Annotated in this window: 25 protein-coding genes and 2 pseudogenes; 13 read left to right on the top strand and 14 right to left on the bottom strand. The window is 60.0% G+C overall.

All coding sequences use genetic code 11. The annotated features are described in order from the left end of the window. Positions 1-626 precede the first annotated feature (626 nt). Positions 627-1496 carry a bifunctional DNA primase/polymerase gene (locus AB7008_RS13850; RefSeq protein WP_051664517.1) on the bottom strand — a complete coding sequence of 290 codons (870 nt, stop codon included), beginning with the start codon at positions 1494-1496 and terminating at the stop codon, positions 627-629. On the opposite strand from AB7008_RS13850, the gene AB7008_RS13845 reads away from it, so the two are divergent. The 3 genes from AB7008_RS13845 (at position 1483) to AB7008_RS13835 (ending at position 2735) form a co-directional block, all read left to right on the top strand. Further along, the gene (locus AB7008_RS13845; RefSeq protein WP_158332870.1) at positions 1483-1623 is read left to right on the top strand and encodes a hypothetical protein; all 141 of its coding nucleotides are present in this window, start codon (positions 1483-1485) and stop codon (positions 1621-1623) included. The genes AB7008_RS13850 and AB7008_RS13845 overlap by 14 nt on opposite strands. 176 nt (positions 1624-1799) lie before the next feature. Continuing rightward, positions 1800-1928, top strand: a complete 129-nt coding sequence (locus tag AB7008_RS13840; protein WP_259195981.1) for a hypothetical protein — start codon at positions 1800-1802, stop codon at positions 1926-1928. A gap of 207 nt (positions 1929-2135) precedes the next feature. After that, on the top strand, positions 2136-2735 hold the full coding sequence (locus AB7008_RS13835) for a phasin family protein (protein ID WP_039156700.1): 600 nt from the start codon (positions 2136-2138) through the stop codon (positions 2733-2735). Here the strand turns inward: AB7008_RS13835 and AB7008_RS13830 are convergent. From AB7008_RS13830 to AB7008_RS13815, 4 genes are all read right to left on the bottom strand, one after another. Next, positions 2704-3024, bottom strand: coding sequence for a hypothetical protein (locus AB7008_RS13830; protein ID WP_232208659.1), 321 nt, complete (start codon positions 3022-3024; stop codon positions 2704-2706). The genes AB7008_RS13835 and AB7008_RS13830 overlap by 32 nt on opposite strands. A gap of 275 nt (positions 3025-3299) precedes the next feature. After that, positions 3300-3650: a hypothetical protein gene (locus tag AB7008_RS13825; protein ID WP_039146774.1), complete on the bottom strand. Its 351-nt coding sequence runs from the start codon at positions 3648-3650 to the stop codon at positions 3300-3302. A gap of 827 nt (positions 3651-4477) precedes the next feature. After that, entirely contained in the window at positions 4478-4765 is a 288-nt protein-coding gene (locus AB7008_RS13820) for a hypothetical protein (RefSeq protein ID WP_039146771.1), read from the bottom strand. Between the two features lie 522 nt (positions 4766-5287). Further along, positions 5288-5470 carry a hypothetical protein gene (locus tag AB7008_RS13815; RefSeq protein ID WP_051664516.1) on the bottom strand — a complete coding sequence of 61 codons (183 nt, stop codon included), beginning with the start codon at positions 5468-5470 and terminating at the stop codon, positions 5288-5290. A 42-nt stretch (positions 5471-5512) separates the two neighbouring features. On the opposite strand from AB7008_RS13815, the gene AB7008_RS13810 reads away from it, so the two are divergent. The 5 genes and pseudogenes from AB7008_RS13810 (at position 5513) to AB7008_RS13790 (ending at position 10101) form a co-directional block, all read left to right on the top strand. Beyond that, a complete protein-coding gene (locus tag AB7008_RS13810) occupies positions 5513-5974 on the top strand; it encodes a hypothetical protein (protein WP_232208658.1) in 462 nt (153 codons plus the stop codon). Positions 5975-5976: 2 nt separating this feature from the next. Further along, positions 5977-6892 (top strand): annotated as a pseudogene (gene ligD, locus AB7008_RS13805) (non-homologous end-joining DNA ligase). Between the two features lie 179 nt (positions 6893-7071). Beyond that, complete coding sequence (locus AB7008_RS13800) at positions 7072-7530, top strand: Hsp20 family protein (protein WP_039146766.1); 459 nt, start codon at positions 7072-7074, stop codon at positions 7528-7530. Positions 7531-7601: 71 nt separating this feature from the next. Then, a pseudogene (locus tag AB7008_RS13795) lies at positions 7602-7907 on the top strand (hypothetical protein); the annotation flags it as partial. Positions 7908-8931: 1024 nt separating this feature from the next. Continuing rightward, positions 8932-10101, top strand: coding sequence for a sensor histidine kinase (locus AB7008_RS13790; protein WP_039146764.1), 1170 nt, complete (start codon positions 8932-8934; stop codon positions 10099-10101). Positions 10102-11784: 1683 nt separating this feature from the next. Here AB7008_RS13790 and AB7008_RS13785 read toward each other — a convergent pair. From AB7008_RS13785 to AB7008_RS13770, 4 genes are all read right to left on the bottom strand, one after another. After that, positions 11785-12189 carry a hypothetical protein gene (locus AB7008_RS13785; RefSeq protein ID WP_232208657.1) on the bottom strand — a complete coding sequence of 135 codons (405 nt, stop codon included), beginning with the start codon at positions 12187-12189 and terminating at the stop codon, positions 11785-11787. Between the two features lie 1026 nt (positions 12190-13215). Then, positions 13216-13416 carry a hypothetical protein gene (locus AB7008_RS13780; RefSeq protein ID WP_039146762.1) on the bottom strand — a complete coding sequence of 67 codons (201 nt, stop codon included), beginning with the start codon at positions 13414-13416 and terminating at the stop codon, positions 13216-13218. Between the two features lie 351 nt (positions 13417-13767). Continuing rightward, complete coding sequence (locus tag AB7008_RS13775; RefSeq protein WP_051664933.1) at positions 13768-13968, bottom strand: hypothetical protein; 201 nt, start codon at positions 13966-13968, stop codon at positions 13768-13770. A gap of 216 nt (positions 13969-14184) precedes the next feature. Further along, positions 14185-14412: a hypothetical protein gene (locus AB7008_RS13770; RefSeq protein WP_232674629.1), complete on the bottom strand. Its 228-nt coding sequence runs from the start codon at positions 14410-14412 to the stop codon at positions 14185-14187. A gap of 502 nt (positions 14413-14914) precedes the next feature. Here AB7008_RS13770 and AB7008_RS13765 point away from each other — a divergent pair. Beyond that, positions 14915-15136: a hypothetical protein gene (locus tag AB7008_RS13765; RefSeq protein ID WP_039146759.1), complete on the top strand. Its 222-nt coding sequence runs from the start codon at positions 14915-14917 to the stop codon at positions 15134-15136. Positions 15137-15156: 20 nt separating this feature from the next. Beyond that, positions 15157-15582, top strand: a complete 426-nt coding sequence (locus tag AB7008_RS13760; protein ID WP_039146756.1) for a hypothetical protein — start codon at positions 15157-15159, stop codon at positions 15580-15582. A gap of 607 nt (positions 15583-16189) precedes the next feature. On the opposite strand, the gene AB7008_RS13755 is transcribed toward AB7008_RS13760, so the two are convergent. After that, entirely contained in the window at positions 16190-16570 is a 381-nt protein-coding gene (locus tag AB7008_RS13755) for a hypothetical protein (RefSeq protein ID WP_232208660.1), read from the bottom strand. Between the two features lie 301 nt (positions 16571-16871). Here AB7008_RS13755 and AB7008_RS13750 point away from each other — a divergent pair, with 301 nt between their 5' ends. The 3 genes from AB7008_RS13750 (at position 16872) to AB7008_RS13740 (ending at position 19599) form a co-directional block, all read left to right on the top strand. After that, positions 16872-18311 carry a thiamine pyrophosphate-requiring protein gene (locus tag AB7008_RS13750; protein ID WP_232208656.1) on the top strand — a complete coding sequence of 480 codons (1440 nt, stop codon included), beginning with the start codon at positions 16872-16874 and terminating at the stop codon, positions 18309-18311. Between the two features lie 415 nt (positions 18312-18726). Further along, positions 18727-18999, top strand: coding sequence for a hypothetical protein (locus AB7008_RS13745; protein WP_039146754.1), 273 nt, complete (start codon positions 18727-18729; stop codon positions 18997-18999). A 357-nt stretch (positions 19000-19356) separates the two neighbouring features. Next, the gene (locus AB7008_RS13740) at positions 19357-19599 is read left to right on the top strand and encodes a DUF6894 family protein (RefSeq protein WP_051664515.1); all 243 of its coding nucleotides are present in this window, start codon (positions 19357-19359) and stop codon (positions 19597-19599) included. 50 nt (positions 19600-19649) lie between these two features. Here AB7008_RS13740 and AB7008_RS13735 read toward each other — a convergent pair whose 3' ends face one another. From AB7008_RS13735 to AB7008_RS13720, 4 genes are all read right to left on the bottom strand, one after another. Further along, positions 19650-19826, bottom strand: coding sequence for a hypothetical protein (locus tag AB7008_RS13735; RefSeq protein WP_200875135.1), 177 nt, complete (start codon positions 19824-19826; stop codon positions 19650-19652). After that, positions 19823-20047, bottom strand: coding sequence for a hypothetical protein (locus AB7008_RS13730; protein ID WP_039156685.1), 225 nt, complete (start codon positions 20045-20047; stop codon positions 19823-19825). The genes AB7008_RS13735 and AB7008_RS13730 overlap by 4 nt, the downstream gene beginning before the upstream one ends. A 107-nt stretch (positions 20048-20154) precedes the next feature. Further along, complete coding sequence (locus AB7008_RS13725; protein ID WP_080703833.1) at positions 20155-20478, bottom strand: hypothetical protein; 324 nt, start codon at positions 20476-20478, stop codon at positions 20155-20157. An 87-nt stretch (positions 20479-20565) separates the two neighbouring features. Further along, positions 20566-21021 carry an Hsp20 family protein gene (locus AB7008_RS13720; protein ID WP_039146751.1) on the bottom strand — a complete coding sequence of 152 codons (456 nt, stop codon included), beginning with the start codon at positions 21019-21021 and terminating at the stop codon, positions 20566-20568. Positions 21022-21137: the final 116 nt, after the last annotated feature.

Genomic DNA, 21137 nt, shown 5'->3' with positions numbered 1-21137 from the left:
TCGCTTTTTTCTCTGATGTACCACAACCACAAAAAACCAATGGCGGTGAGCACCATCGCGTAAAAAAAATCTCTTCAATCATCACCAGAGGGCCCCGAGTTGAGAATAGTTTTCAGTCACACTCGGTGCCGTTGATCCACATCAAGTGTCGAGTAAACGATAGCGGTGGGTCTCCCTTCAGCACACCCCACTATGGGGGGACAGGGGTGAAGCTCGGTAAAGGCTGTTGCAACAGCTCTTGCTCTCCGCCCTGCGAACTTTTTGAGATTTGCGCTGACCAGGGCCGTGACCCCAGAGCGAACTTCCTGAATTGGCGGTGACGTCGAGGCGTCCTGGCTGAGGCCGCCGCGGCAGGCTTGGTGCATTGCGGTGCGAATTCTCGACAGCTTACGCGAGCGCGGTCGAATGCCTGCAGGGTGTCATCGACACGCCAGCGGCTGCCGTCAAAAACGAACCAGCGTCCCGACGCGGCAATGTATTGGGAATCGGCGGCGTGCCGCTCCGCGTAGACGAGCGCGAGTGCGTCCTCCGAGCTGGCTGGCGGCCCCTCAGCATCCTGGAGCGCGGCCAGCTTGAAGATGTTGTTAACCATTTCCGCGCCTCCGCAGCTCCCTGCCGGCGATGCTCTAAACGATGCTCTCGACCTCACCGGACGGCAGCGGGGGCGTACAGTGCGTGGCGTTCCACGACTGCAGCAGACCAACGACGACGAAAGGGTTGATGTTATGACGCAGGAGATGGCCGGCAAGCTCCGCAACGCCGCAGTCGCGGGCACCCTCACTAACCCCATAAACCAGGGTGCGCCATTCCGAGGATGACGTTGCGCTGGCAGTCGCACCTTTTTGTTTGGACAACAGCCAGCCGGGCGCGTCCGCGATTTGAGTTGCGCTATTCACGCTCCAGCAATAGGGACGGCCGGTGGGGCGGATCGACGGTGGGCTCAACACATAACCACCCTCCCCACGCATATCGATATGCCGGGCAATCTTGCCCGCCGAGTTGCGCACGGGATCATGCGGCCATCTGAAGTAGATGTGACGCCCGCGAGCAGTGATGACCTCAACGCCCCGGCAAGGGCCAAGCTCCACCTCAAGCTGTCGCAGCAGGGCCTCGGCATCGAGACCATCCACATCGACTACGAAAATGCCGGACGCCGCGCCGGTTGCGATGGCAATGTTGTTGTCGGGCTGTTGTCGCCACCATTCTGAGATGATGTTGGGATCCGTGGTAGCCTCCTTGAGACCGTTCGCCGTTGCCGGCCGCTTGTCGCGCGGCCGGCACGGGAGGATGTAAAGTCCCGGCGCCGCGGGTGGCAAGCGGTTTGGATCACGGCGCGTCTCCTTTGAAGGGGTCTTTTCGTCGGGCTCCGCAGCCGGCGGTGCCTTTGGGCTTAGTGCGCGGATGCGGATGCAATCGACGGTGATACCGCGCAGCGTCGTCGTGGTCGGGTAGAGCTCGACGCGATGGCCGGGCCAGTAGTCGGTGTCGTCACCCAAGGCGATGGAGCGTGATCTCGATCATTTCCGCAATGAAGGTGTGAAGCTCGTACCGGAGCCGACCGATGATGATCCCTACGAGGACCAAGCCGACCGGCTCTGGGCGCTCAACCAGCAAGGCAAGTAGTACATCTTTGCCTTCACATGGTAGCTGTCTGTGCCGAGGGGCGTCGCATGAAGTATAGGTCGGGAACGACTACTAGCGGGAGGCATTGAGCATAGGCGCTACGAGCATTAAGCGCGGCGCGGGCGGCGTGTCAGAGCAGCTTGTGCTCGGGGCTGCGAAGCGCCCGGTGAGTGCCCATGGATCGCATTTTCCTCGCCATCATCGCTTCGGCGTTGATACTACTTCTCGGTGCAACCGGCCTGTCCGTGATCAAGTATGCTGACCTGTCTCACGACCGCACCGTCGGTTTCGTCGGCTCACGATAGAATAGCCGCGAGAGCCCTCTGCTCAGAGCACCGCACGTCGCGGCGGGAACGAGCTGCAGTAGACACTAGACGTCTCGCTTATAGGTCCTTAGTGACATCGGCCCAAGTGGAAAGAGAGTGGGTAGGCTCAGGAACGGTCTCATCAGGATCGCGTTTCTGCACAATAGGCTGAGGGCAGTCATCTACACAATCATTGGAGAACTAAAGATGGCAAACCCGCGTCCGGAAGAGAGATCGACACAAAACATGGAAGACGCAGCCCGCCGTACAGGCGAGAGGGCTGCGGAGCAGACTACGCGCATCGGGCAAGCTGCGGCTGAAGCCGGCGAGGAAGTGGCACGGGCCAGCGCTGATATGCTCAGGCAAAATGTTGAGACGTTACAGCAGACCTGGCGCTCCGGCCTCGAAGCGGCGACCTCGGTAATGGGACGGTCAAGCGAGCAGTTTAGTCGCACGCTTGGCTTCTCTGAAGAAGATGCGCAAAAGGCAACGGCGGCAACCGAACGGTCAGCTCGCAACGCGCAGACGCTCCTTTACAGTGGTACAGCCGCCGCCAAAGTGATGGGGGGAATATCCCAAGAGTACCTCCAGATGGTTCGGCAACAATTTGAGAAGCACATCGACCACTTGAATAGGTTGTGGACGTGCCGAACTCCACAGGACTTTGCAGCGGTGCAGAGTGACATGGTGCGGGAGACCGTGGAAACGGCTCTGGAAAGCAGCCGTCGTATCGCCGACTTGTCGCTCAAAATGGCCGACGATACCGGGAAGCAAATTAAAAAAACCATGGATCAGATCCCACGCTAAGCGGGGCGGACTTGTTCAACGGAGAGCGGCTAAGGCAAGCCGCTCTTGCCGCACCGACGAATTCACGGGATTTTGCGTTTGCCGCCACCTTTCTTCGATATTGCTCAACAATCTCGTCGCCGGAAGCGCCCGCCATCAGGCTGGTGCCCACCTTCGCGTCCGCAAGCATTTTTTCACTGACCTTGCGGTGGGCTTCACGTTGGGCGCCTTTGCCGCCGCGCATGAGCTTCGCAATCCGCAGCTCGATTACGCGATTGCTTTCTAGCGCCAGGAGCATCCAGTTCAACATTGCAGTGATCCCACCTTGGTGACGTGACCTTCTCCTTCAGCAGCCCACAATGCTTGAAGAAGTGACCAAGCTCCACAGGTTCGCCGGTATCTCGCCAGAACAGTCTTTTACCCGTGCTGCCCGCCACCGCGAGGCGAGCAGCGGCGTTGTCAGGGCGCCGCACACAAGCACCGCTTTGCTCATGCCTCTACCTATATTCCTGCCGGGCCGCGATCGGCCTCGCAGGATCGCCACGGAAGAAAACGCTCGGCCTCGCGCAGGCTGCGCAGCATGTATTACTTCTTGAGAATGCCGATGTCGGTGTTGCCCAGGTTCTTTATGGCGCGTTCGGCGGCGGGCGTATCCACCGCGTTGTCGTGAGAAGTTGGAGCCGGACTAACCGAGGAAGCATCCACGTCGCCGGTTGCTGCGTGGCTGAGCGCGTTGCCCACGTTGGGACTGGAGTAGCCCCCAGTGCCGCTTATGGTATGCCCGGTCGATAGGGTGCCGCCCGCATAACCTTTCGAGCCGTTGGCCGCAGTTCCACTCGCCGCCGAGCCGCCACTGCTCGATCCACCTGTACTCTGGGCCAAGGCGAGCGAAGAGCCGCCAACGAGCAAGATCAAGATAGCGGCGATGTGGTTCAAGAGCGGTCCTCTACTCGAATGACCGCTCAATGGGTTGCACCTCCGAAAGTTCCTAGGGACCTCCCGCTCTCCAAGCCACCACGTTGACGGTGGATCGCTCGCCGAAATCTTGCTGCGCCGGAGCGCCAAGAGGTGGCCTCGCATGCACGGATAGCCCCACCGCCGAGCAATCCTTCCGTCGTGAACCGGCCGCCTCAGGATGTTCAGACCCTGCAGTGCCGCCGGTGGCCAAGCCGAACAAGGCGGTCTCCGCTCAAGAATAGAGGGCGCTGATTCACATAGGTTAGGGAAAGGATTTGTTAACCGGGACAAAATGACATGCCGGGGCTGGTTAAGCCATTTCATTTCGGAATTATTTAAACCCCGAAAGCGTGAGGGCCGCTGTGGACGACAGCGGTCCTTTGCCTTGTTGTGCGAGCTACTTCGGGGCCTGCGAGCCCGGGAATCGCAACCCCTCGCTCACATGCAATCCAGTCTCGGCTTGTCTGGCTTTGCGGAGGATCGTTTCGCGCTCGTATCTCGCAAAATCTGCGTCGGCCATCGCTAACAATCCGGCGGCGAGCCCCGCGCGAACCAAAACGTTCGGGTGTTCGAATGTCAGAGGTGCCACAGGTAAGTTTGGGAAGATGAGATAGCGTGAGGCCGCCTCGGTAGGAAACGGACATTCTCGACGTTAGCTCTTCGGCAAGGCTCCTTATGTTCGACTTCGATCTATTTTCCAAACGCGAGTGGCGACGATGATTGTCGCTTTCGTGGCTGTAACCGTTCTCGCCCTCTACGGTTTTTCAACTTTCTCGACTACCCGGCGCCGCGCCTGTAGGGCCGCCTCACTCGGCGGCCTCTCGGCTGCCGGTGGCGGACCCTAACACCTCGTACTCGAAGGCCACCCCCTCGGGGTCGTTCTCATCAAGCCAATCCTTGGCAGCGTCTTCGGTCTGAAAGATCTTGAGGTGCTCAACATCGCCGATCTGTTTCGCGGTGTTCACGTAAACGAAGACGCTCATTGATCTCTCTTCAGCTTGCGCCGGTCTCAACGCCGTTTCTTTGCCCTTCGGATTGAACTCTGAGACAAAGTGACGGTTCAACGCGCGCATGACGCCGATCCGCGCAAACATCGTCGTGCCGCCAGTCGACCCCCGTTTCGTTCGGTCATTCCTTCCGCTTCAGCTCATGTCACGCAGCTACTCCGTTCTCGCCGATGGAACCTGTAACTAATGCACAACAGTGACGATTGCCGAATTTTCCTAGGCTTGCGGCGCTTGGCCTTCCCCAAGGTGCAAGCACCTCCAACGGCCCCGGCCCCACACCTCAAAAGCCCCATGGCCGGGGGCCGTCTTTAAGTGGCGACCGATAGCCCGGCGCAGGCGAGCTACTGAGCGTCGTGGGTGTGGAAAAGCTCAGCTTCAATCACCCAGAGAGCGCAACCAGTGGCGCCGCCTATGTCGGAAGGCATACAGACCCGATTGCCGAATCTTCCTAGACCTCAGTAAACCTCGGCGACCCCATTACCGCCGAGGTCCAACGGTCCCGGCATGTAGGGGTGCTGGGACCGTTTTTTTGCGGACGCTCATCATGGTAAGGCCGCCTCACTGGCGGCCTTAGCCGAACACCGAGCCCGCGCGGTAACGCCGTCAATCCTAGCGGGCTCGCTTGGCGGTTTTCTTAGCTTTCTTTTCGATCCGCACGCCCTTGAATTTTTTCGCGGCTTTCTTCGCCGTGCTCGGCTTCTTGACAGCCATGATCTCGCCGGACGTCCTGTCGCGTTTGGTATAGCCGGTAGCGCCCCCGATCGTCGTTTTGGTCTGCGAGCGTTTCTTCACCGCGCCCTTGCGGGCGTTGTCGCCAGTCGGTTATTGACTGCCATGTTACCTCCGCTGACTGCCCTCACTATAAGGCGCAGCTGTGACAAGCAGTTCCAAGAGCTGGAACGAATTGGCCCAGTTCAAATTGAATCCCGGTTGTTGCGTGAGTTGCTTATGCGTCAATTCCGATGGCTTTTGTCGATCGCTCCGAACAGCGACGAGACTATCTACCTGGTCGCAGACAACTCCGGCCGCAATGGCAGCGCATGGTGCAAAGCAGACTTGGAGCGGGCGGTGGAAATCGTCATCCAGGATCTGCTTACCGGAAAATATCGCCAGCCGATCCGGGTAGTCGCCTTCAACACGGCCGAACGCTGGTCGGAAGATGTTTCCGAGGACATTGCCCGCGAGATCCGGCGTCGTTGCAATCTTCAACTGACCGATGTGCCGTCGAATCTGCGCGAGTTTGTGGATCGCTACTCACCACAAGACCTGCAGCAATTCAGTCTTCGCCTGGTGTAACCGTGGCGTTTCAACGAAAAAAGCCGGAAGCGCTGGGCGTCAAGGCGCCGTTCCCCGGCTTCATCGAGCCGGCCCTGGCAGCCTCGATCGACCGCGTGCCATCCGGCGAACGTTGGATTCACGAGATCAAGTTCGACGGATATCGCTTCCAGGTGCATCTCGCCAACGAAGCAGTGAAGATTTTCACCCGCCGCGGTCACGATTGGACCCGCCGCTTCAAGAAGGTCGCCGACGACGCCTGGCACATTAAGGCGAGCTCGGCCATCATCGACGGCGAGGTCGTGGTGCCGGCCGCCGATGGCAGCACCGATTTCTCCGTATTGCAGAACGAGCTAAAGGGCACCTCGACCAAGATCGTACTCGTCGCCTTCGACCTGCTTTATCTCAACAGCAGGGACCTCCGGAAGGTGCCGCTATTCCAGCGCAAGGCCGCACTGAAGAAGATCATCACTGGCAGCGACATGCAGTTCAGCGAGAGCTTCGAGATCGACGGCCGCGAGATGTTCACCCATGCCTGCAAGGTCGGGCTCGAAGGCGTCGTCTCGAAGGTCCGTGACAGTGTCTACGCGAGCGGCCGGGGCAACAATTGGGTCAAGAAGACGTGCGACCGAGACGCTGAGGATTGCCGGCTTCGCGCTCGATGATGGCAAATGGGACGGCATTTATCTCGCGCGGCGCAAGGGCAACGACCTCATCTATGCCGGCAAGGTCGACCACGGCTTCGACAAGACATCGGCGGCCGAGCTGCGGCGGCGCCTCGAGCCGCTGGTTCGGAAGACACAGCCCTATGCCAAGAGGATTGCGCACAAAGGCATCTGGGTCGAACCGAAGCTGCTTGCTGAGATCGAGTACCGAGCGAAGTCGGCCGAGGGCAAGGTGCGGCATCCGTTCTTCAAGGGGTTGCGCGACGACCTGTAACGGCTGCCCTCGGCCGCGAAATTTTTTCAGCCCCCTCTTGAAACCAAAACCGGCTTTGCTAATTTTTTTGTCGCCATCTGACGATGGCGTCCGGGCGCCTGACGGGCCCGGGCCAAGAGACGGGCACCGGTGGTGTCCGGTGCCGCTCGTAGACATCTTGCTCTTAGGAGGATTTGGCTATGCGCACCTACGATTTTGCCCCGCTCTGGCGCTCGACCATTGGTTTCGACCGCCTTTTCGACCTCGCAGAAGTGGCTCAACGGGCCAGCGAGGACAACTATCCACCCTATAACATCGAACGTATGGGCGACGACCGCTATCAAATCTCATTGGCGGTTGCGGGTTTTGCGCCCGAGGATATCGTCATCACCGCCGAGCAGAACGTGGTGACGGTCGAAGGCAGCAAATCCGACAAGAACGAGCGTGATTTCCTCTATCGCGGTATCTCGCACCGCGGTTTCAAGCGGCAGTTCAACCTCGCAGAATATGTTCAGGTGAAAGGCGCCGCGTTCGACAACGGCTTGCTGACCATCGAACTCGTTCGCGAGGTCCCGGAAGCCATGAGGCCCCGCCAGATTGCGATCGGCGATGTCTCGGCCGGCAACATGCGTAAGCTGGAAGCCAAAGCTGCCGCATAGTGCTGACGCCCTTGGAGCCGTGCGACGCATCGTGCGGCTCCCATCCATTCGTCAATGAAAAGGAGAGGACCATGCGGCCGACGACCGCTGACGAAAATGTTTTCGACTTCAACGCTCTGCTTCATCCCGGCACGGTGTTTGAAGCACCGAGAGACGTGCTGGATCATCCGGCCCTCACGTTGGCCGAGAAGCGCGCAATTCTGGCATCATGGGCGTCCAAGGCGTCCGCGATCGCCTCTTGCCCGTCGATGCGCCCCTGCCGGCCTCAAGAAGCCGGTGTCGATCGACGAGATCTTGGACGCCTTGTGCGCCCTGGACGGTGGCCCCGAACGCCACCCGGCGGGAAGCCTTACCGTCTCCATTCGACCGAACGAGCGGCGCCGCGGCGTAGTTTAGGAGGCCCAGATGATGATGGACGAGAACCTGGTGCCCATCACAACAACATCAGCCGCTACCGCCGGCTCCTGCGTACCAAGCTTTCGCCTTTGGAGCGCCAGTTCATCGAGCGGCGACTTTCCGAGGAGGAGGCTGCTCTGCAAAGCCTTTCCGCTTCGACCTTCCCAATCGTCCTCAAGGAGCCACGGCCTGGTCGACCACTGCCAACGAGAGGTTTGTTGCTCGTGCCGCAGGATGACTTCACGCTCTAAATGAACGAGGTCGCCAACTGAGGGGTCTTATTCACGTCCATCGGGTGTGCGGGCGCTTCTTGACGCGCCAGTACCCGACCAACGCGCGCCACTCGAAGGCGATGACTATGATGCCCATCAGAGCTGCACCGAGCCCTGCCATTATCAAAATCATTTGGAGCATCGAACCACCCGCGTGACATGTCGATGTTCCTAAGTATCAAAGTGAACAAATGTTCCGAAGTCTCATCTGGGCGGCTGCAACCGGGGCCGTCTCTCCGCCCTTGTCGTATCGGAGTAGCGTACGCGTTCGTCGCCCTCGATCGTGCCGGCCGACCGCCTCAATCGCGACATCTCGAAGACTTCGGCGCGCGCGCCGGTTGCGCCTGGCGGGAGACGGAATGAGGCGGACACGGGCCTCGAGGGCGTCCTCCGATCTCCTGTCCGCCCAGTACGCTTAAACGAGCATGCTCACAGGGAAGAGCAGGACCGCTAGTCGGCTTGAGAAGTGGGCGACCTTCCGATCGGAGACCGCCGACGTCGAGCGAAATCGTGCGAGGTCGCCTTTTGCCCTGAGCGGTCTTCTGCTGGCCGGCCCAAGGATCGGGGCCTCAGACAACGGTCGCGTAGCGACACTCGCATCGGGTCACCGGCTCCCAACTTGCTTGGATCATTCGCTACCCGATTTGCGGTCAGAGGCTTGCCCCGCTTGGTCGCATGCTCGACGGAATTAAGGAGCTTAGGCACCATACGGCAAGCAAGAAGTTAAAGGCTAATGAAAGACCGCTCGATCGAAGCGACTAAAGGCGACGCCCTGGATAAACTCCGGCGCCACATCCGCATTTTGGTCGATATTGGTCGTCTTTCGATGGAAGACGCCGATATCGAGCGCTTTTTGGACCAAGCTGTGCTCCAAATTGCCCGAGCCGTGGAAATCCACCACGTAAAGGTTCTTCAATATCGTCCAGACTCGTCCGACCTACTGGTGATTGCGGGTGTCGGCTGGAAGGAGGGTGTCGTCCGCACCGCCGCGCTCTCGGCTGACCTTCGGTCGCCACCTGGCCGCGCATTCCAAACGGCCGAGCCTGTCAGCATCAGAGATTTCGCCGAGCAGGAGGAGTTCGTTCGCTCCGAGCTTTTGGCGGAGCATGGCATTGTCGCCGTCAGCAATGTTCCGGTGCTGATTGGCGGGGCGGCCTGGGGCGTGTTGGAAGTGGATAGCACCACACCGAGAGACTTCTCGCAGGATACGACCGAGTTTCTGACCGCCGCCGCCGCGCTGATAGGAGCAGCGCTGCGCCACGACGCGCGGCCGGATGAACATGCGCGCCTAATGGCCGCGATCGCCGCAGCTCAAAAGGGGCAGATTCTGCTTCGGGAAATGCAACATCGGGTCAAGAACAACTTTCAGCTCGTTCTATCGTCGATCTCCATTCAAAAGCGCCGCTATCTTGATCCAGAATCTCACCGCGCTCTGGACCACGTGGCGAGCCGCATCAACGCCATCTCGTTGGCACATGATCAGCTTGCTCCTCGTCAAGAAGGCCAGATTGTCAGACTCTCCCATTACATCCGGGCTTTGTGCAGCGCAATCCGCAATCAAGTTGAGGAAATCGAAGTCGATGTCGAGTGCGACGAACTCGAATTGACCATCGACCGGGCCTTGCCGGTTGGCCTCATCTTGAATGAGACCGCCATGAACAGCATCAAGCATGCGTTCGGCGCAAAGGGCGGCAGGATCAAAGTGAATTTGGTAGGAGGCGTCGGCTTTGGCGAGGCCCGTTTGACGGTGTCCGACAACGGACGCGGCATTCAAAACCCTAACAAAAATGGGTCGGGCCTCAAGTTGATTGCCTCTCTTGCGAGACAGATTGGTGGCACCGTCGATCAGGAAAGCGGTGACGCGGGCACAACAACCAGGCTCACATTTCCTCTGATTGCGTGATAAAGGGGGACTGCTGGAAGCCGGCTACGCGCGGCGCCCGTTCTAGAGCGTCGACTTTTTTGCAACTACCTGAGCTGAAAGCCCATGGCGGGATCAGCCGAACTTCATGGCCAAGCTGGGCGAGCTGCCGGGCCCAGTAATGAGCTCCGCCACATGCCTCCAGAGCAACCGCGCAACTCGGCTGGTCGCGCGATGCGACTTCCTAGGTCACCGACGCACTGGCCCAGCGAGCAGCCGATACCGACGCTGATGTCCCTTCTGCACAGCAAGACTTCATCGCTACCAACGCCACAAGGTGCTTCGACTACCGCTGCATTTGTGCGGAGTCGCCTGATGCCCAACAATTGAAATCACGGGTTGGTGCAACGACCACGAAATGCGTCAACTGAGACGATTTCGGCTGGGTGCGAGAACCATCCGGCCCCCGGGGGCGCTGTCGCACCCTGCCCGGCCTGCAACGCTGCTGGCGAAGGTGAATGCCGCGCATGCCGGAAGGTTTTCGGGTGGAGTCGACAGGGACGACTGGCGGCACTGCGGTGCCTCTATCGCACCGATGTGCTGAACCGTCTGGAGTACCTCTTGAGAACGGCATCGCGGAGCTAGGAAACGTCGGACAGCTCGTGCGTGTTAAAAGGATTGGGGCGACGCAGTGGAGAAGAAGCATGCGAATCGCAACTCTCGCGATGATTTTAGTTGCCCGAAGCGCGGCTACCTTCCAAGCAACGCGAGCAGACCAACGAGGAAATTCACCGTGATGTAGACAAAGGGCTCAAGCTAGCGAGCCGAATGAGCAGATGCAGCGTGATAGACCAAGGAGTAAAGACACGCAATTCTGGAGAGTCCGGATATGTGGCGGATCGAGACAAGCCGGGTGCTTCGACCTATCCTCCGGGCCGACCGGGGGTGAGCGGACCACGGGTTCGAGTAGCCAGACCGGCGCTCCGAAATAGGGCCGTTAGCAACACGCTACGTCGATGGCAGCTGGTCACCCCCGGGTCCGCGCGACGTTTAGGTGATGATCCCAGGGCTTTAACTGTGGGCTCTAACTTTGCCGCAAACTCGACGAAAGAGTTCCTGTTGCTCGCTTCTGACCGGCGTCATGACTTTGGACAGGCTGCCTCACAAGCGACCCTTTCTTCTGCGGGCTTCACACCACATCTGCGGCGTATGCGTACCGCGTTCGACCGCTATGCCGCGCCTTCGGCAGTTCAAGCCTCACTTCCCGCGCGGAAACCGAAGGCCCTTTGCCGCCGCCCAGCTAACTATTTCCTTCAAGGTCCGCGGGCCAACGCCCGCGCATAAAGAGGTCGCGCTGCGTCAGCGACTGGACGTTTCCCCGCGTGGCCGGGCCGCCCGCCAAGGCGCGGCCTAGCGCAGCCTGCGCTCGGGGGCAATCCGCAAGCGGCACCTCCTGATGGGACGCATTCACCGCTAACCCCGGCGGAAAATCGTGCCCCGCTCGGCTGCGAGCGCAAGCTCCGTCCATTCGCGAGCAAGCTTCAACCAGCCTTCCTGATCGGCCTGGTCGAGGCTGCGAGCCGCCTCCTCCCGGCACGCCGCCGCCTCCCTGTAAAATCGCTGAGCGGAGGAGGTCATCTTTGGCATAGTGTGACAACTTCCCAGGTAGCTCGGTCTTCATCGCAATCGGTGTCATTCTGTTGGTGTTGGGGCCGGCCTCTAGCCTCAGCCACCCACCGAGCTGCCCGCCTGGATGATAAGTTGGTATCGACGTTTCAGCAGATGGCTTGTGGTAGTAGCGGCGTTTTGGAGGCGATCAAGGTCCGCACCGTCTTTAGCAATCACGAGCAGTCGCCAATTCAGACCATCGGGTTCCGCGTCCCCGTGTTCAATCTCGACTGAGATAACGAGCTCCCCGCCGGAAACGTGCCGGATCTCCTGAAGAGCGATCAATTCGAGATCGGACTTAGACACTAACGTTCTTGCCACCGGTCTCCCCTCGTTTCGGGCTGCTCGACGCCCCTTGACCGCTGGTCGCGGCTGGAGAATTGCCGCCGCCCCCAGATCCCGCACCTGCGCCGCCGGCTCCGCCCGATCCAGCGCCCGCGCCTGCCCCTGCTCCGCCTGCATCACCCGCACCGCCGGCCCCGCCTCCAGCGCCACCCTGCCCCGAGGCAGCAGCGATCGATCCGAGTACAAGGGCAGGTGCAATGACCATCTTACCAAACTTCATTTGTTTGCAACCGACCCTCCCGTGCATCGTTCCAATGCGGTGCAGACGCGTCGAGGTGCCACACGGCCACGGACACTTCTTCTCAAACCGGACGATTTCCTCTTGAGGTTGAAGACTAAAAGCTGAGAAAGGGCGATCCGGTCGCAACGGCTTCGTCGAATAAGCTCGCTGACCAGATTGCCGAACTGTTAAACGAGCATGCCCACCGGGAAGAGCAGGATCGCTGGTCGGTTTGAAACGCTTCGTTGCCCTAGCGCGGCCGTCGCTGGGAGCGGTTTTCTTCATGCAAGAGAGCTAGGGATAGCGCTTCTGCGGATCGTCGCGCCTTTTGCGCAGCTTGGGTGTTGCGATCCAGCTGCGCTCGCTCGCCGCGGCGCAAGAAGGCCAGACTTCATCACACCGTACAGAATCGCGCCGCCTAATACGAAAGCGCCAATAAACCACACCCACAAAAGCGTGGCCGAAGTGTCGCCGAGCAGCATACCGACGCCGCTATTGCCCATCTGATTACTCCCTGGCTTCGCGCGAGAGTAATAATGCGCCAGGGCGGATGTTCCTAACGCAACGCATGAGATGAGGCGAGCGTCAATATTGCCTATCGGTCTGGTCTAGCGGCTTCAGGCTGAATTCGAGCAATGGTCGCCGCGCGGCGCTCTCTCGGACGACGGTCTCGGAGATCCACCCGATTGCGATATACTTCGCGCCGGCGGCGCAGGTTTGATAACGGCTTCCTCAGAGGTGCCCTGGTTGCGACGTCGTCGCCCGGCAGTACCGGCGTGGTCGGCCACGCCATGCGAGCGGCGGCCGCTTCCTCACCTCTTGGGATAAGACGCGCCCTTGACGAAGCGGTCGGCGAATATCTTGACGACCGATGACGTAGCGAAGCTGGAGCGGAATAGTCGCGCAGCGCGGCTCAGTGGCCATCATCGCTGGCGAGCCTTGCATAGCTCGACCGCAGCGTTCTCGGCGCCGTTGAAGAAGCGGCCGGCGGTCTCGCCCGGGGTCGTGGCGCCGCAACTAAGCTCGCCGGCGGCATTCTGACCGCCACCATCGATCGCCTTAGTGAACTTGGCGGCTCCAAACGGAAAACGTTCCGCATACTTGCCGTAATTGGCGTTGACCACCGCGTAGCCGGGGGACTTCTTCGATCGTGCGAATGACCGCGCGCCGGAGCGCTTACAGGTGGGCCAGATCGAAGTTGCCGCAAGTCTGCGCGCGTTCCTGAGCCGGCCCGATAAACTTCCGAGATCTGCCAGATCGCCCAACGCGGTACCGGACCGACGATATTGGCGCCGGTATCAGTGTCGATCCGAAGCCGCAGCAGCATGCGGCAGTGTCCTCCGCGCTAATCGTTCGCGCTGGCTAAAGTTGTGAAGCGGTTCCTTTCAGCATATCAAGCATAAGGCGCGTAGGCTGCAGTCGCGCTGCCCTTTCTGAGTGATCTCCATTCCATAGGCCCTGACTCGAAACCTCTCCTAAGCGCCAAGCATCCGGTCTAGCGGGTTCGGCGCGTTTTCTACGTCCGGAAGATCGGTAAACGCCGCCTCGACGCGCAGCCGATCCCAAATCACTCGCCCATCGATTTTCTTCGGCTTTGGCATGCGGCCGTCGGAAACCATCTCGTCGAACTTGGTCGTGCCGACGCCAACATTGCGGGCCGCCTCGTCACGGGACATGCCGCGCGGGGCATAGGAGAAAGCGTCTTGCTGGCGGGTGATCAACCGCCTCTTTGCCTGTGCTTCAATATCGAGGGCGTCGGCTTGCGCGGCGCACGGCCCGCGGCGGAAATCGGGGTAGACCACAAGACGGTTTCGAAGGCCCGAAAGTGAACCGGGGACCAGTTGAGAAGCGCACCGGTCGCGCCGCAAGAGGCGAAAGGCAACTGGTTGTCTTTAGGTGGCTGGGCTTACAAGTGCATACCCATGCTTGATCGCAGCTTGGAACACTCGCTTCAGGTCTGCATCGCGCAAAACTTCATCTGCTGGGCTGAAGTCGCGTACGGGCCGCCAATCGAGACCCTTCGTTGCTTCGGGTAGAGTTGTTACATCGAAGGCGTAGGCGGTGCGCCCCGGTCGTTCGCCATATGCACCCTGCTCGATGAACTTCTGCAATCGGTTCATATTCGCCCCACTACTCCGCGCATCCCTGATAGCGGGAATTTAAGCTCAAAAGTTCAATTGAGACAACTGGCGACTTGGATCAAGGCGCCGAACTTGCGTCCAGTTCGGCGCCCTTCTCCAGCGATGTCCGGCGACGCGGTCTAGATCGGAGCCCAGCGCTTTCGCGCCGGTCGCGTCGCGTTGGATCGTCCTTTCTGGCTTGCCAGTCTTGGCTGCCGTGTCGGCGGTGAAGCGGGCGACATCGTCGCCACCTTGGCGACGATTGCGACCACCCGCCTTCGTCGGCTTCGTCTCCGGATGCACCGGTTCATAAGCCGCCTTCCGCTTCGCGATAAGCTTCGCGCGCTGGGCCGGCGTCAGATCGCGGCGGATAAGGTCTCGATTTCGAGCGTCGCCAGACGAATTGACAGTTACCCGAAAGGCACGCCGAATTTAGGAACACTTTTTAGCGCCGCGAGGTTTCTTACCTCATCAGAGGCTAGGCATTGCGGAGTTCTCTTCCATGGCTTCCCAAATCGTGATGAACGGCAGAGGCGACAGCAGACATTTTTTTGAGCAGAAAGACCCCAAGCGGCTGGCCGAAGCTGAGCGACGCTTCAAGAAGCTGACCAGTCAGGGATTTACCGCTGCCGCTCGCACGGTGGGGGGCGACCTCAAGGTTGTGCGGATATTTGATCCGATTGCGGATGAAACGTTGTTCTATCCGCGCCTCGTCGGCGGTTAGACGACTTCGCGGCGCGGCAAATGTTTCTGTTCAGACGCAGCGGCGCGAGCAGCACCCGGGCGAGCTTGCACGCCTTGCGCGCACTCTATCGAAGCTTCGTCGAAGAAAATGGGCCGGAAGCGCGCTCGTGTCGTCTTCTCCGGGATTGGTTGTCGCCAGATCAGCGCGCACAGTTTGACGCGGAAGGCTGTTTCGAAGTCACTGGCTCTCACACTGGCCGCCGATATCGCGTTCATTATGGCACCGTCAGTAATGTTGTGCGACTTGATGAAGCCGGACAGCCCGAGACCGGCTGGTGCTTCATTCCGCAAGGCGCTTTAGCGGCCGGCGATGTGATGCTCGCCCAGAAAATCGCGCTCGAAACCGACGAAATGGCCGCCCTCGCGCTTGCCAACAGGTTCTCTCCGAAGGTCCCGCGGCCTAGAGTAGTGCGCAGGGCCTACTGATGGTAGCTCACGCGGGAGCCCCCTCGCCGCGAGGCGCCAGTACTCGAAACAAGGACGACCTCGCGACTGCATTGAGCATCGACGCCGCCAATGAGCGCAAGGAGACACGATCGTTAGCGTTACTTTGATGGCTTAGTGACGGCTGCCCCCCTTCGCAGGTGGCGACGTGATCGCCTGAACCTTCTTAATGGTCTCCGCAAACTCGGATCGGAGATACTGTTCATGTTTCCGGTCTTCGGGCTCCGAGAGGAACGCGACCTTCACCAGGAAGCGGTTCAATAGCGATGCTATCAAAAGGTTGTCCGAGTATTGCGATCCAGGGCTGTGAGCTGCCGACGCATCTCGATCAGATCAAGCGTTCCGTCGTACGTCTGCTGCTTCAAATGAATGATCTGCAATAAAACGAAGCCGCCGCGTCGAATATGATGGCGCGACGGCTTCGCCACTTGGGGACCCGGACTAGGGGCAATGTCCGCGTAGGTAAGCTAGCGCTCCGTAGCTGCGATGCAATCGAAGACGCGGACTAAGCTTGATGTCGTCGCGCTGGGTTAATTCAGGAACTAAGCTGCGATCCTTGGCATCCTACTTGCTCAGTCCCACGACCGGCTTAAACTTCGCCAACCTCCCCTGACTTCTCAAGGAAGTCCCAAGCGATGTTGAACGAGTCCTCAATAGTGCTGCCTATATATATATATATATGACGAGACAACGTAGTCCGGCGGTCGTGTTCCTGTTTGCGAGTGAGGCCTTTGAAGGAGCTGGCCCGTAACAGCCCTTCTGACGTGATGTCCCGGTACTCCACCTCCGCATAAGACTTCGGCTCGACCCATATGGCCTTGGGCTTCTTGACAGGCTTAGTGAGTTTCGTTTTCGGGCTGACTACAGTGTCGAGCGCCTTGCGGATCTTTGCAGATTTGATTCGGCTCCTGTCCCAACCTTCCCCATGTACAGCAGATCTTTCCCGTCCTGCTTGCCCAGAGCGCGGCAACGCCGGTAGGATCTTTGGTGAAACCGACAACGGGGAATTTGTCGCGCTGGACCGTCTTCACCTTCCACCAAGCTTCGGTCCGCTCCGATCGATACGGTGCGTCAACACGTTTTTGTGGCCGGGTTGGATGTATTTGTCCGTGGAACGCCATGGCAGCGTGGTTCTGTTCGGCCCGATGCTGTGCGGCTTGTTGAGGAACAACTCCCGATTGCCGGGGGCCGCTTCCGCGTACTGATCGATCGCTCAATGTGCCCGCAGGAACTATAAGTGGCAACCATGGTTCTCCGGGTGACGCAACGTAATGGCTGTCTCGATGTTCAAGGATGTCGCGGGCGCGTATGTGACGCAGGCCTCCTCGCCCGCTCAAGTGCGGCACCTGATCGACCGCGCGGTGCGCATCGCGCTCGCACGCCGGGCCCCGACCGCGATCATCCTGCCCAGCGACCTTCAGGAAGAGCCTTACGAAGGACCGCCCCGCGCGCACGGGACCCTGCATTCCGGTGTCGGCTATAGCGCCCCACGCGTGATACCGCGCGAGCCCGAGCTCGATCATGCGGCGGCGGTGCTCAACGCCGGCAAGAAGGTCGCGATGCTGATCGGCGCCGGCGCGCTGCACGCCACCGACGAGGTGATCGCGGTCGCCAACCGCCTCTCCGCCGGCTGCGCCAAGGCGCTGCTCGGCAAGGCGGCCCTGCCCGACGATCTTACATGGGTGACGGGCTCCATCGGCCTGCTCGGCACCGAGCCAAGCTACAACATGATGATGGAATGCGACACGCTGCTGATGGTCGGCTCCGCATTCCCCTACGCAGAATTCCTCCCGAAAGAGAGCGCCGCGCGCGGCGTACAGATAGATATCGATGCAGGTATGACGTCGATCCGCTTCCCCATGGAAGTCAGCCTCGTCGGCGACGCCGCCGAGACACTGCGCGCATTGCTGCCGCGGCTCGCGCCCAAAACCGACGCCGCCTGGCGCAAGGGCATAGAAAATGATGTCGCCAAATGGTGGAAGACGCTCGACGGCCGCGCGCATCAGCCCGCCGCGCCGATCAATCCGCAGCTCGTCGCCTGGGAACTGTCGCCGCGTCTGCCGGAACGCGCCAACATCACCAGCGATTCCGGCTCCTGTGCTAACTGGTTTGCGCGAGACCTCAAGATCCGGCGGGGCATGACGGCTTCGCTCTCCGGGGGCCTCGCCTCGATGGGCGCGGCGGTCCCTTACGCACTCGCGGCGAAATATGCCCATCCGGACCGGCCTGTGATTGCGCTGGTTGGCGACGGCGCCATGCAAATGAACAACATGGCCGAGCTGATCACCGTCGCGAAATACTGGCGATCCTGGCGTGATCCGCGCTTCGTCGTCTGTGTCTTCAACAACGAAGACCTCAACCAAGTGACTTGGGAACAGCGGATCATCAATGGGGACCCTAAATTCGAGGCCTCACAGCGCATCCCCGACGTACGCTATTCGCGCTTTGCCGAGATGATCGGCCTTACCGGCATCTATGTCGATAGCCCGCAATTGCTCGGCTCGGCCTGGGAGCAGGCGCTAGCGAGCGAGATGCCGGTGGTACTGGAGGTGAAGACCGATCCTGAGGTGCCGCCGCTGCCGCCGCACATCACCTTGCAGCAGGCGAAGAATTTCTCACTGGCCATAATGAAAGGCGACCCCAACGAGACCGGGGTGATTAAGGGAGCAGCAAGGCAGGTCCTGGAATCCATACTACCCGGAAAGGAGTGAAGAGCGATTTCGTGACATCCCAGACGGCGTCGACGTGAACCGATAGATAGCACTGGTCTTCTACCATCATCCACGGCAGGAAATTGATGGGCATCCCGGAGGTGTAGTACCGGCCTTCCGGGCATTCCTTCTGCACAAGCCGATCCCACTCAGTACAGAAACCCTCGGCCTTAACCTTCATCCGCTGAAGAAGGGTTTCAGCCGAGGCAAAGTCGAGATGCCGGCGCGCTAGAGCTGCAGGATTCGTTCGGTGGCCGATTTGAATGCGCATGCGCTCTATTTCGGAGTGGAGGTAGTTGAGGTCAGGCAGGGTATCCTACCAAATGCCCACAAGAACAAAAGAAGAACTAGAAGTCAATAGGAACATGATTTCCGCGCTTTAGTTGGTCCTTACGAAGCCAAACAGGAGTTTTCGATGAAGAAAATGATTATTGCTACCGCCGCCCTCGGTCTCATGTCCGGCTACGCCTTCGCTCAGACTTCTGGTCCCGCTCCGCAATCCGGCAACATGCAAAAACCCGGCGTGCACAACACGGAGAAGGGTTCGATGACCGAGGGCACCACCGGCCTGAGCAAGGACGGCATGGCCAAAGGCGGGATGGTAAAACCCGACGCGTCCGGCCAAGGAGGCTCCGGTCCCGGCAGCGACCAAGGCGGCACGAAGGTGGCGCCTGGTAACATGAAGTAAGCTTAAGCTCCTATCTGGTTCAATTCTGGGCGGCGCCGCTTCGACAAGGCGGCGCAGCCGCACGGCGATCCGAAGGCGCCGGGCGACAAACGGCCACTGTGATGAGAACGCCGGTAGCGCTCCCGCCTTCTCTTACGGAAAGGAGCGCGCCGATGTTGAAGCGGCGCCGTTTCAAACAATCCCAATCGCTAAAGCAGAGGCTGCAATCTTTCGCGCAAGATGCTCGAGCTCGCGCGGCTGGCCTCCCGCCCGGCATCGAGAGAGATCAACTGTTGAGGAAGGCCAGAGAGGCTGACACAGCGTCTCATATCGAGGAATGGGTCAATTCTTCTAGCTTGCAGTCTCCAAAGTAGACCGGTGACTCAGTATTATTTCGACTTCAAGTCGACGGATTCAGCCTCGCGGGATAGCGAAGGCATGGAATTGCCGGACGCGGAAGCGGCGCACGACGTGGCGCTTGATGCGCTCGTGGACGCCGCCCGCGAAGCGGTTATCGAAGGATCTCTCAACCAGCATTTTGCGGTTGAGGTCCGCAATGAAATTGGGCCCGTGCTCGAGCTGACGGCGGTCTTCAATTCCAGGATCTTCAGCAAGCAATGACACGAGGCCGTTACCGCCCGGCCTCCTGATAGGTATCGCTTATGCCTCGGTTAAGCCGCGGCGCGATCGGAAAGGCCATGGAGCTGGTCGAGCAGCTTCTGCTCCCGCTCGATCCTGCGTTGATAAAGTTCGCGCTCCTGTGCGCTCGCTGCGCCTGCGAGAAGAAGCCTATAGTGCTCGATAATCTTCTCGCTACCGCGGATAAGCAACTGCCGGACGTCGCTCATAGCTCGCTCCTCAGGCCGGGGGAAGCGGATTGGCAGCTCGGCGAAGGAAGTATGATCGGGAATGTCTCGGCGGCTAGCGCGTCGAGCGCTGCCTGCTCGTCCGCCAGCCGTCCTTCAACGAACCGGCGCTCCAGCTCGGAGAGCTTCGTCCGTAGCAGACGCTGGTAGCGGTGGATGTTGTTGCGGTGCGCACGGATGCGGGCCAAATTTACATCAAGCATCGTCGTCACTCCTGACGGTCGTCATCATCCTTTGTGATTCAGGGGTCGGGAAGCGAATTTCCCGACCCAAAAATACGCGGAGCGGTTTGCGAGTCAAGCGCCTGCGATCAGGCTGCGGCGCACCGCTCGATTGACCGCCTACGCATTGGCTTGCCACCTGGCGGATGCCGCGGACCACCATCCAGCGCGCACAGCGCATTAAGGATTTCGTGGATCGTTACAGGCGCCTTCAGGCCTTTGGGAGCCCGCAGCGATGGGCATGACGCGATTGCAGACGCATCCGACGCCCATGAAGCCAGGATGGCGCGCTTTTCGGCGGGTGTGAGGCCTGAATGCGCGAGCACATCCGTCGGGTGATCGAACCTGGTGCCCGGATGAAGGAGATAGTCGAAATCGAAAACGTTGTCGGGGAGCGCGGTCGTCGGCCGCATGGTTGCCTCCTGTTCGAGACGGGTTTGAGGAAGAGCCGCGCGGGCTCGTCCCGCGCGGCCTGGATCAAGCTGAGGTCCTGGCCTCGTTCAGGCGGCCTTGGCCTCAATCTGGCTCACGCTTCTTGGGGCTGTGGCTGTGCCGATTGCAATCTGCCGGGGCTTCATCGCTTCGGGAACTTCGCGTTGCAGCTCGATGATGAGCAGGCCGTTCTCGAGGCGCGCACCCCTCACCTCCACATGGTCGGCAAGGGTGAACTGGCGCTTGAAATTCCGCGCCGAGATACCGCGATGCAGGAAGGTCTTTTCTTCCTTCTCGCTCTTGCGGCCCTCGAGGCTCAGGACGTTCTGCTCGACCGTCAAAGCAACTTCATCCGGTGTGAAGCCGGCGAGCGCCACCGAGATCTGAAAGCGGTTCTCGTCGAGACGTTCGATATTATAAGGGGGATAGCTCTCTTCGGCGGTCCGCTGGACCTCGTCGAGAACGTCGAACAGGCGGTCGAACCCAATGGTCGACCTCCAGAGGGGAGTCCAATCATACCTCATATCCAAATCCTCCTTGGAGCAAGATGGGTACGAGCAGGCTCCGGACACCGTCCGGCGCCCGTCTCATGACAGCGGGACCCGTAAGGCGTCCCGGTCGCCCGCGGCGACGACAAAAA

Origin of the sequence: Bradyrhizobium sp. 521_C7_N1_3 (assembly GCF_052075975.1) — a bacterium.
GTDB classification, from domain to species: Bacteria; Pseudomonadota; Alphaproteobacteria; order Rhizobiales; family Xanthobacteraceae; genus Bradyrhizobium; species Bradyrhizobium japonicum.
This window is presented reverse-complemented; position numbering and strand designations above follow the sequence as displayed.

Coding starts and splice junctions, on each gene's coding strand:
- AB7008_RS13820 (WP_039146771.1), bottom strand. CDS start 4,765: ATGTTTGCGCGGATCGGCGTCATGCGCGCGTTGAACCGTCACTTTGTC.
- AB7008_RS13835 (WP_039156700.1), top strand. CDS start 2,136: ATGGCAAACCCGCGTCCGGAAGAGAGATCGACACAAAACATGGAAGAC.
- AB7008_RS13765 (WP_039146759.1), top strand. CDS start 14,915: ATGGCTTCCCAAATCGTGATGAACGGCAGAGGCGACAGCAGACATTTT.
- AB7008_RS13775 (WP_051664933.1), bottom strand. CDS start 13,968: ATGTCCCGTGACGAGGCGGCCCGCAATGTTGGCGTCGGCACGACCAAG.
- AB7008_RS13750 (WP_232208656.1), top strand. CDS start 16,872: ATGGCTGTCTCGATGTTCAAGGATGTCGCGGGCGCGTATGTGACGCAG.
- AB7008_RS13725 (WP_080703833.1), bottom strand. CDS start 20,478: ATGCGGCCGACGACCGCGCTCCCCGACAACGTTTTCGATTTCGACTAT.
- AB7008_RS13730 (WP_039156685.1), bottom strand. CDS start 20,047: ATGCTTGATGTAAATTTGGCCCGCATCCGTGCGCACCGCAACAACATC.
- AB7008_RS13760 (WP_039146756.1), top strand. CDS start 15,157: ATGTTTCTGTTCAGACGCAGCGGCGCGAGCAGCACCCGGGCGAGCTTG.
- AB7008_RS13770 (WP_232674629.1), bottom strand. CDS start 14,412: ATGAACCGATTGCAGAAGTTCATCGAGCAGGGTGCATATGGCGAACGA.
- AB7008_RS13810 (WP_232208658.1), top strand. CDS start 5,513: ATGTTACCTCCGCTGACTGCCCTCACTATAAGGCGCAGCTGTGACAAG.
- AB7008_RS13790 (WP_039146764.1), top strand. CDS start 8,932: ATGAAAGACCGCTCGATCGAAGCGACTAAAGGCGACGCCCTGGATAAA.
- AB7008_RS13720 (WP_039146751.1), bottom strand. CDS start 21,021: ATGAGGTATGATTGGACTCCCCTCTGGAGGTCGACCATTGGGTTCGAC.
- AB7008_RS13830 (WP_232208659.1), bottom strand. CDS start 3,024: ATGTTGAACTGGATGCTCCTGGCGCTAGAAAGCAATCGCGTAATCGAG.
- AB7008_RS13745 (WP_039146754.1), top strand. CDS start 18,727: ATGAAGAAAATGATTATTGCTACCGCCGCCCTCGGTCTCATGTCCGGC.
- AB7008_RS13735 (WP_200875135.1), bottom strand. CDS start 19,826: ATGAGCGACGTCCGGCAGTTGCTTATCCGCGGTAGCGAGAAGATTATC.
- AB7008_RS13840 (WP_259195981.1), top strand. CDS start 1,800: ATGGATCGCATTTTCCTCGCCATCATCGCTTCGGCGTTGATACTACTT.
- AB7008_RS13800 (WP_039146766.1), top strand. CDS start 7,072: ATGCGCACCTACGATTTTGCCCCGCTCTGGCGCTCGACCATTGGTTTC.
- AB7008_RS13785 (WP_232208657.1), bottom strand. CDS start 12,189: ATGCAGGCGGAGCAGGGGCAGGCGCGGGCGCTGGATCGGGCGGAGCCG.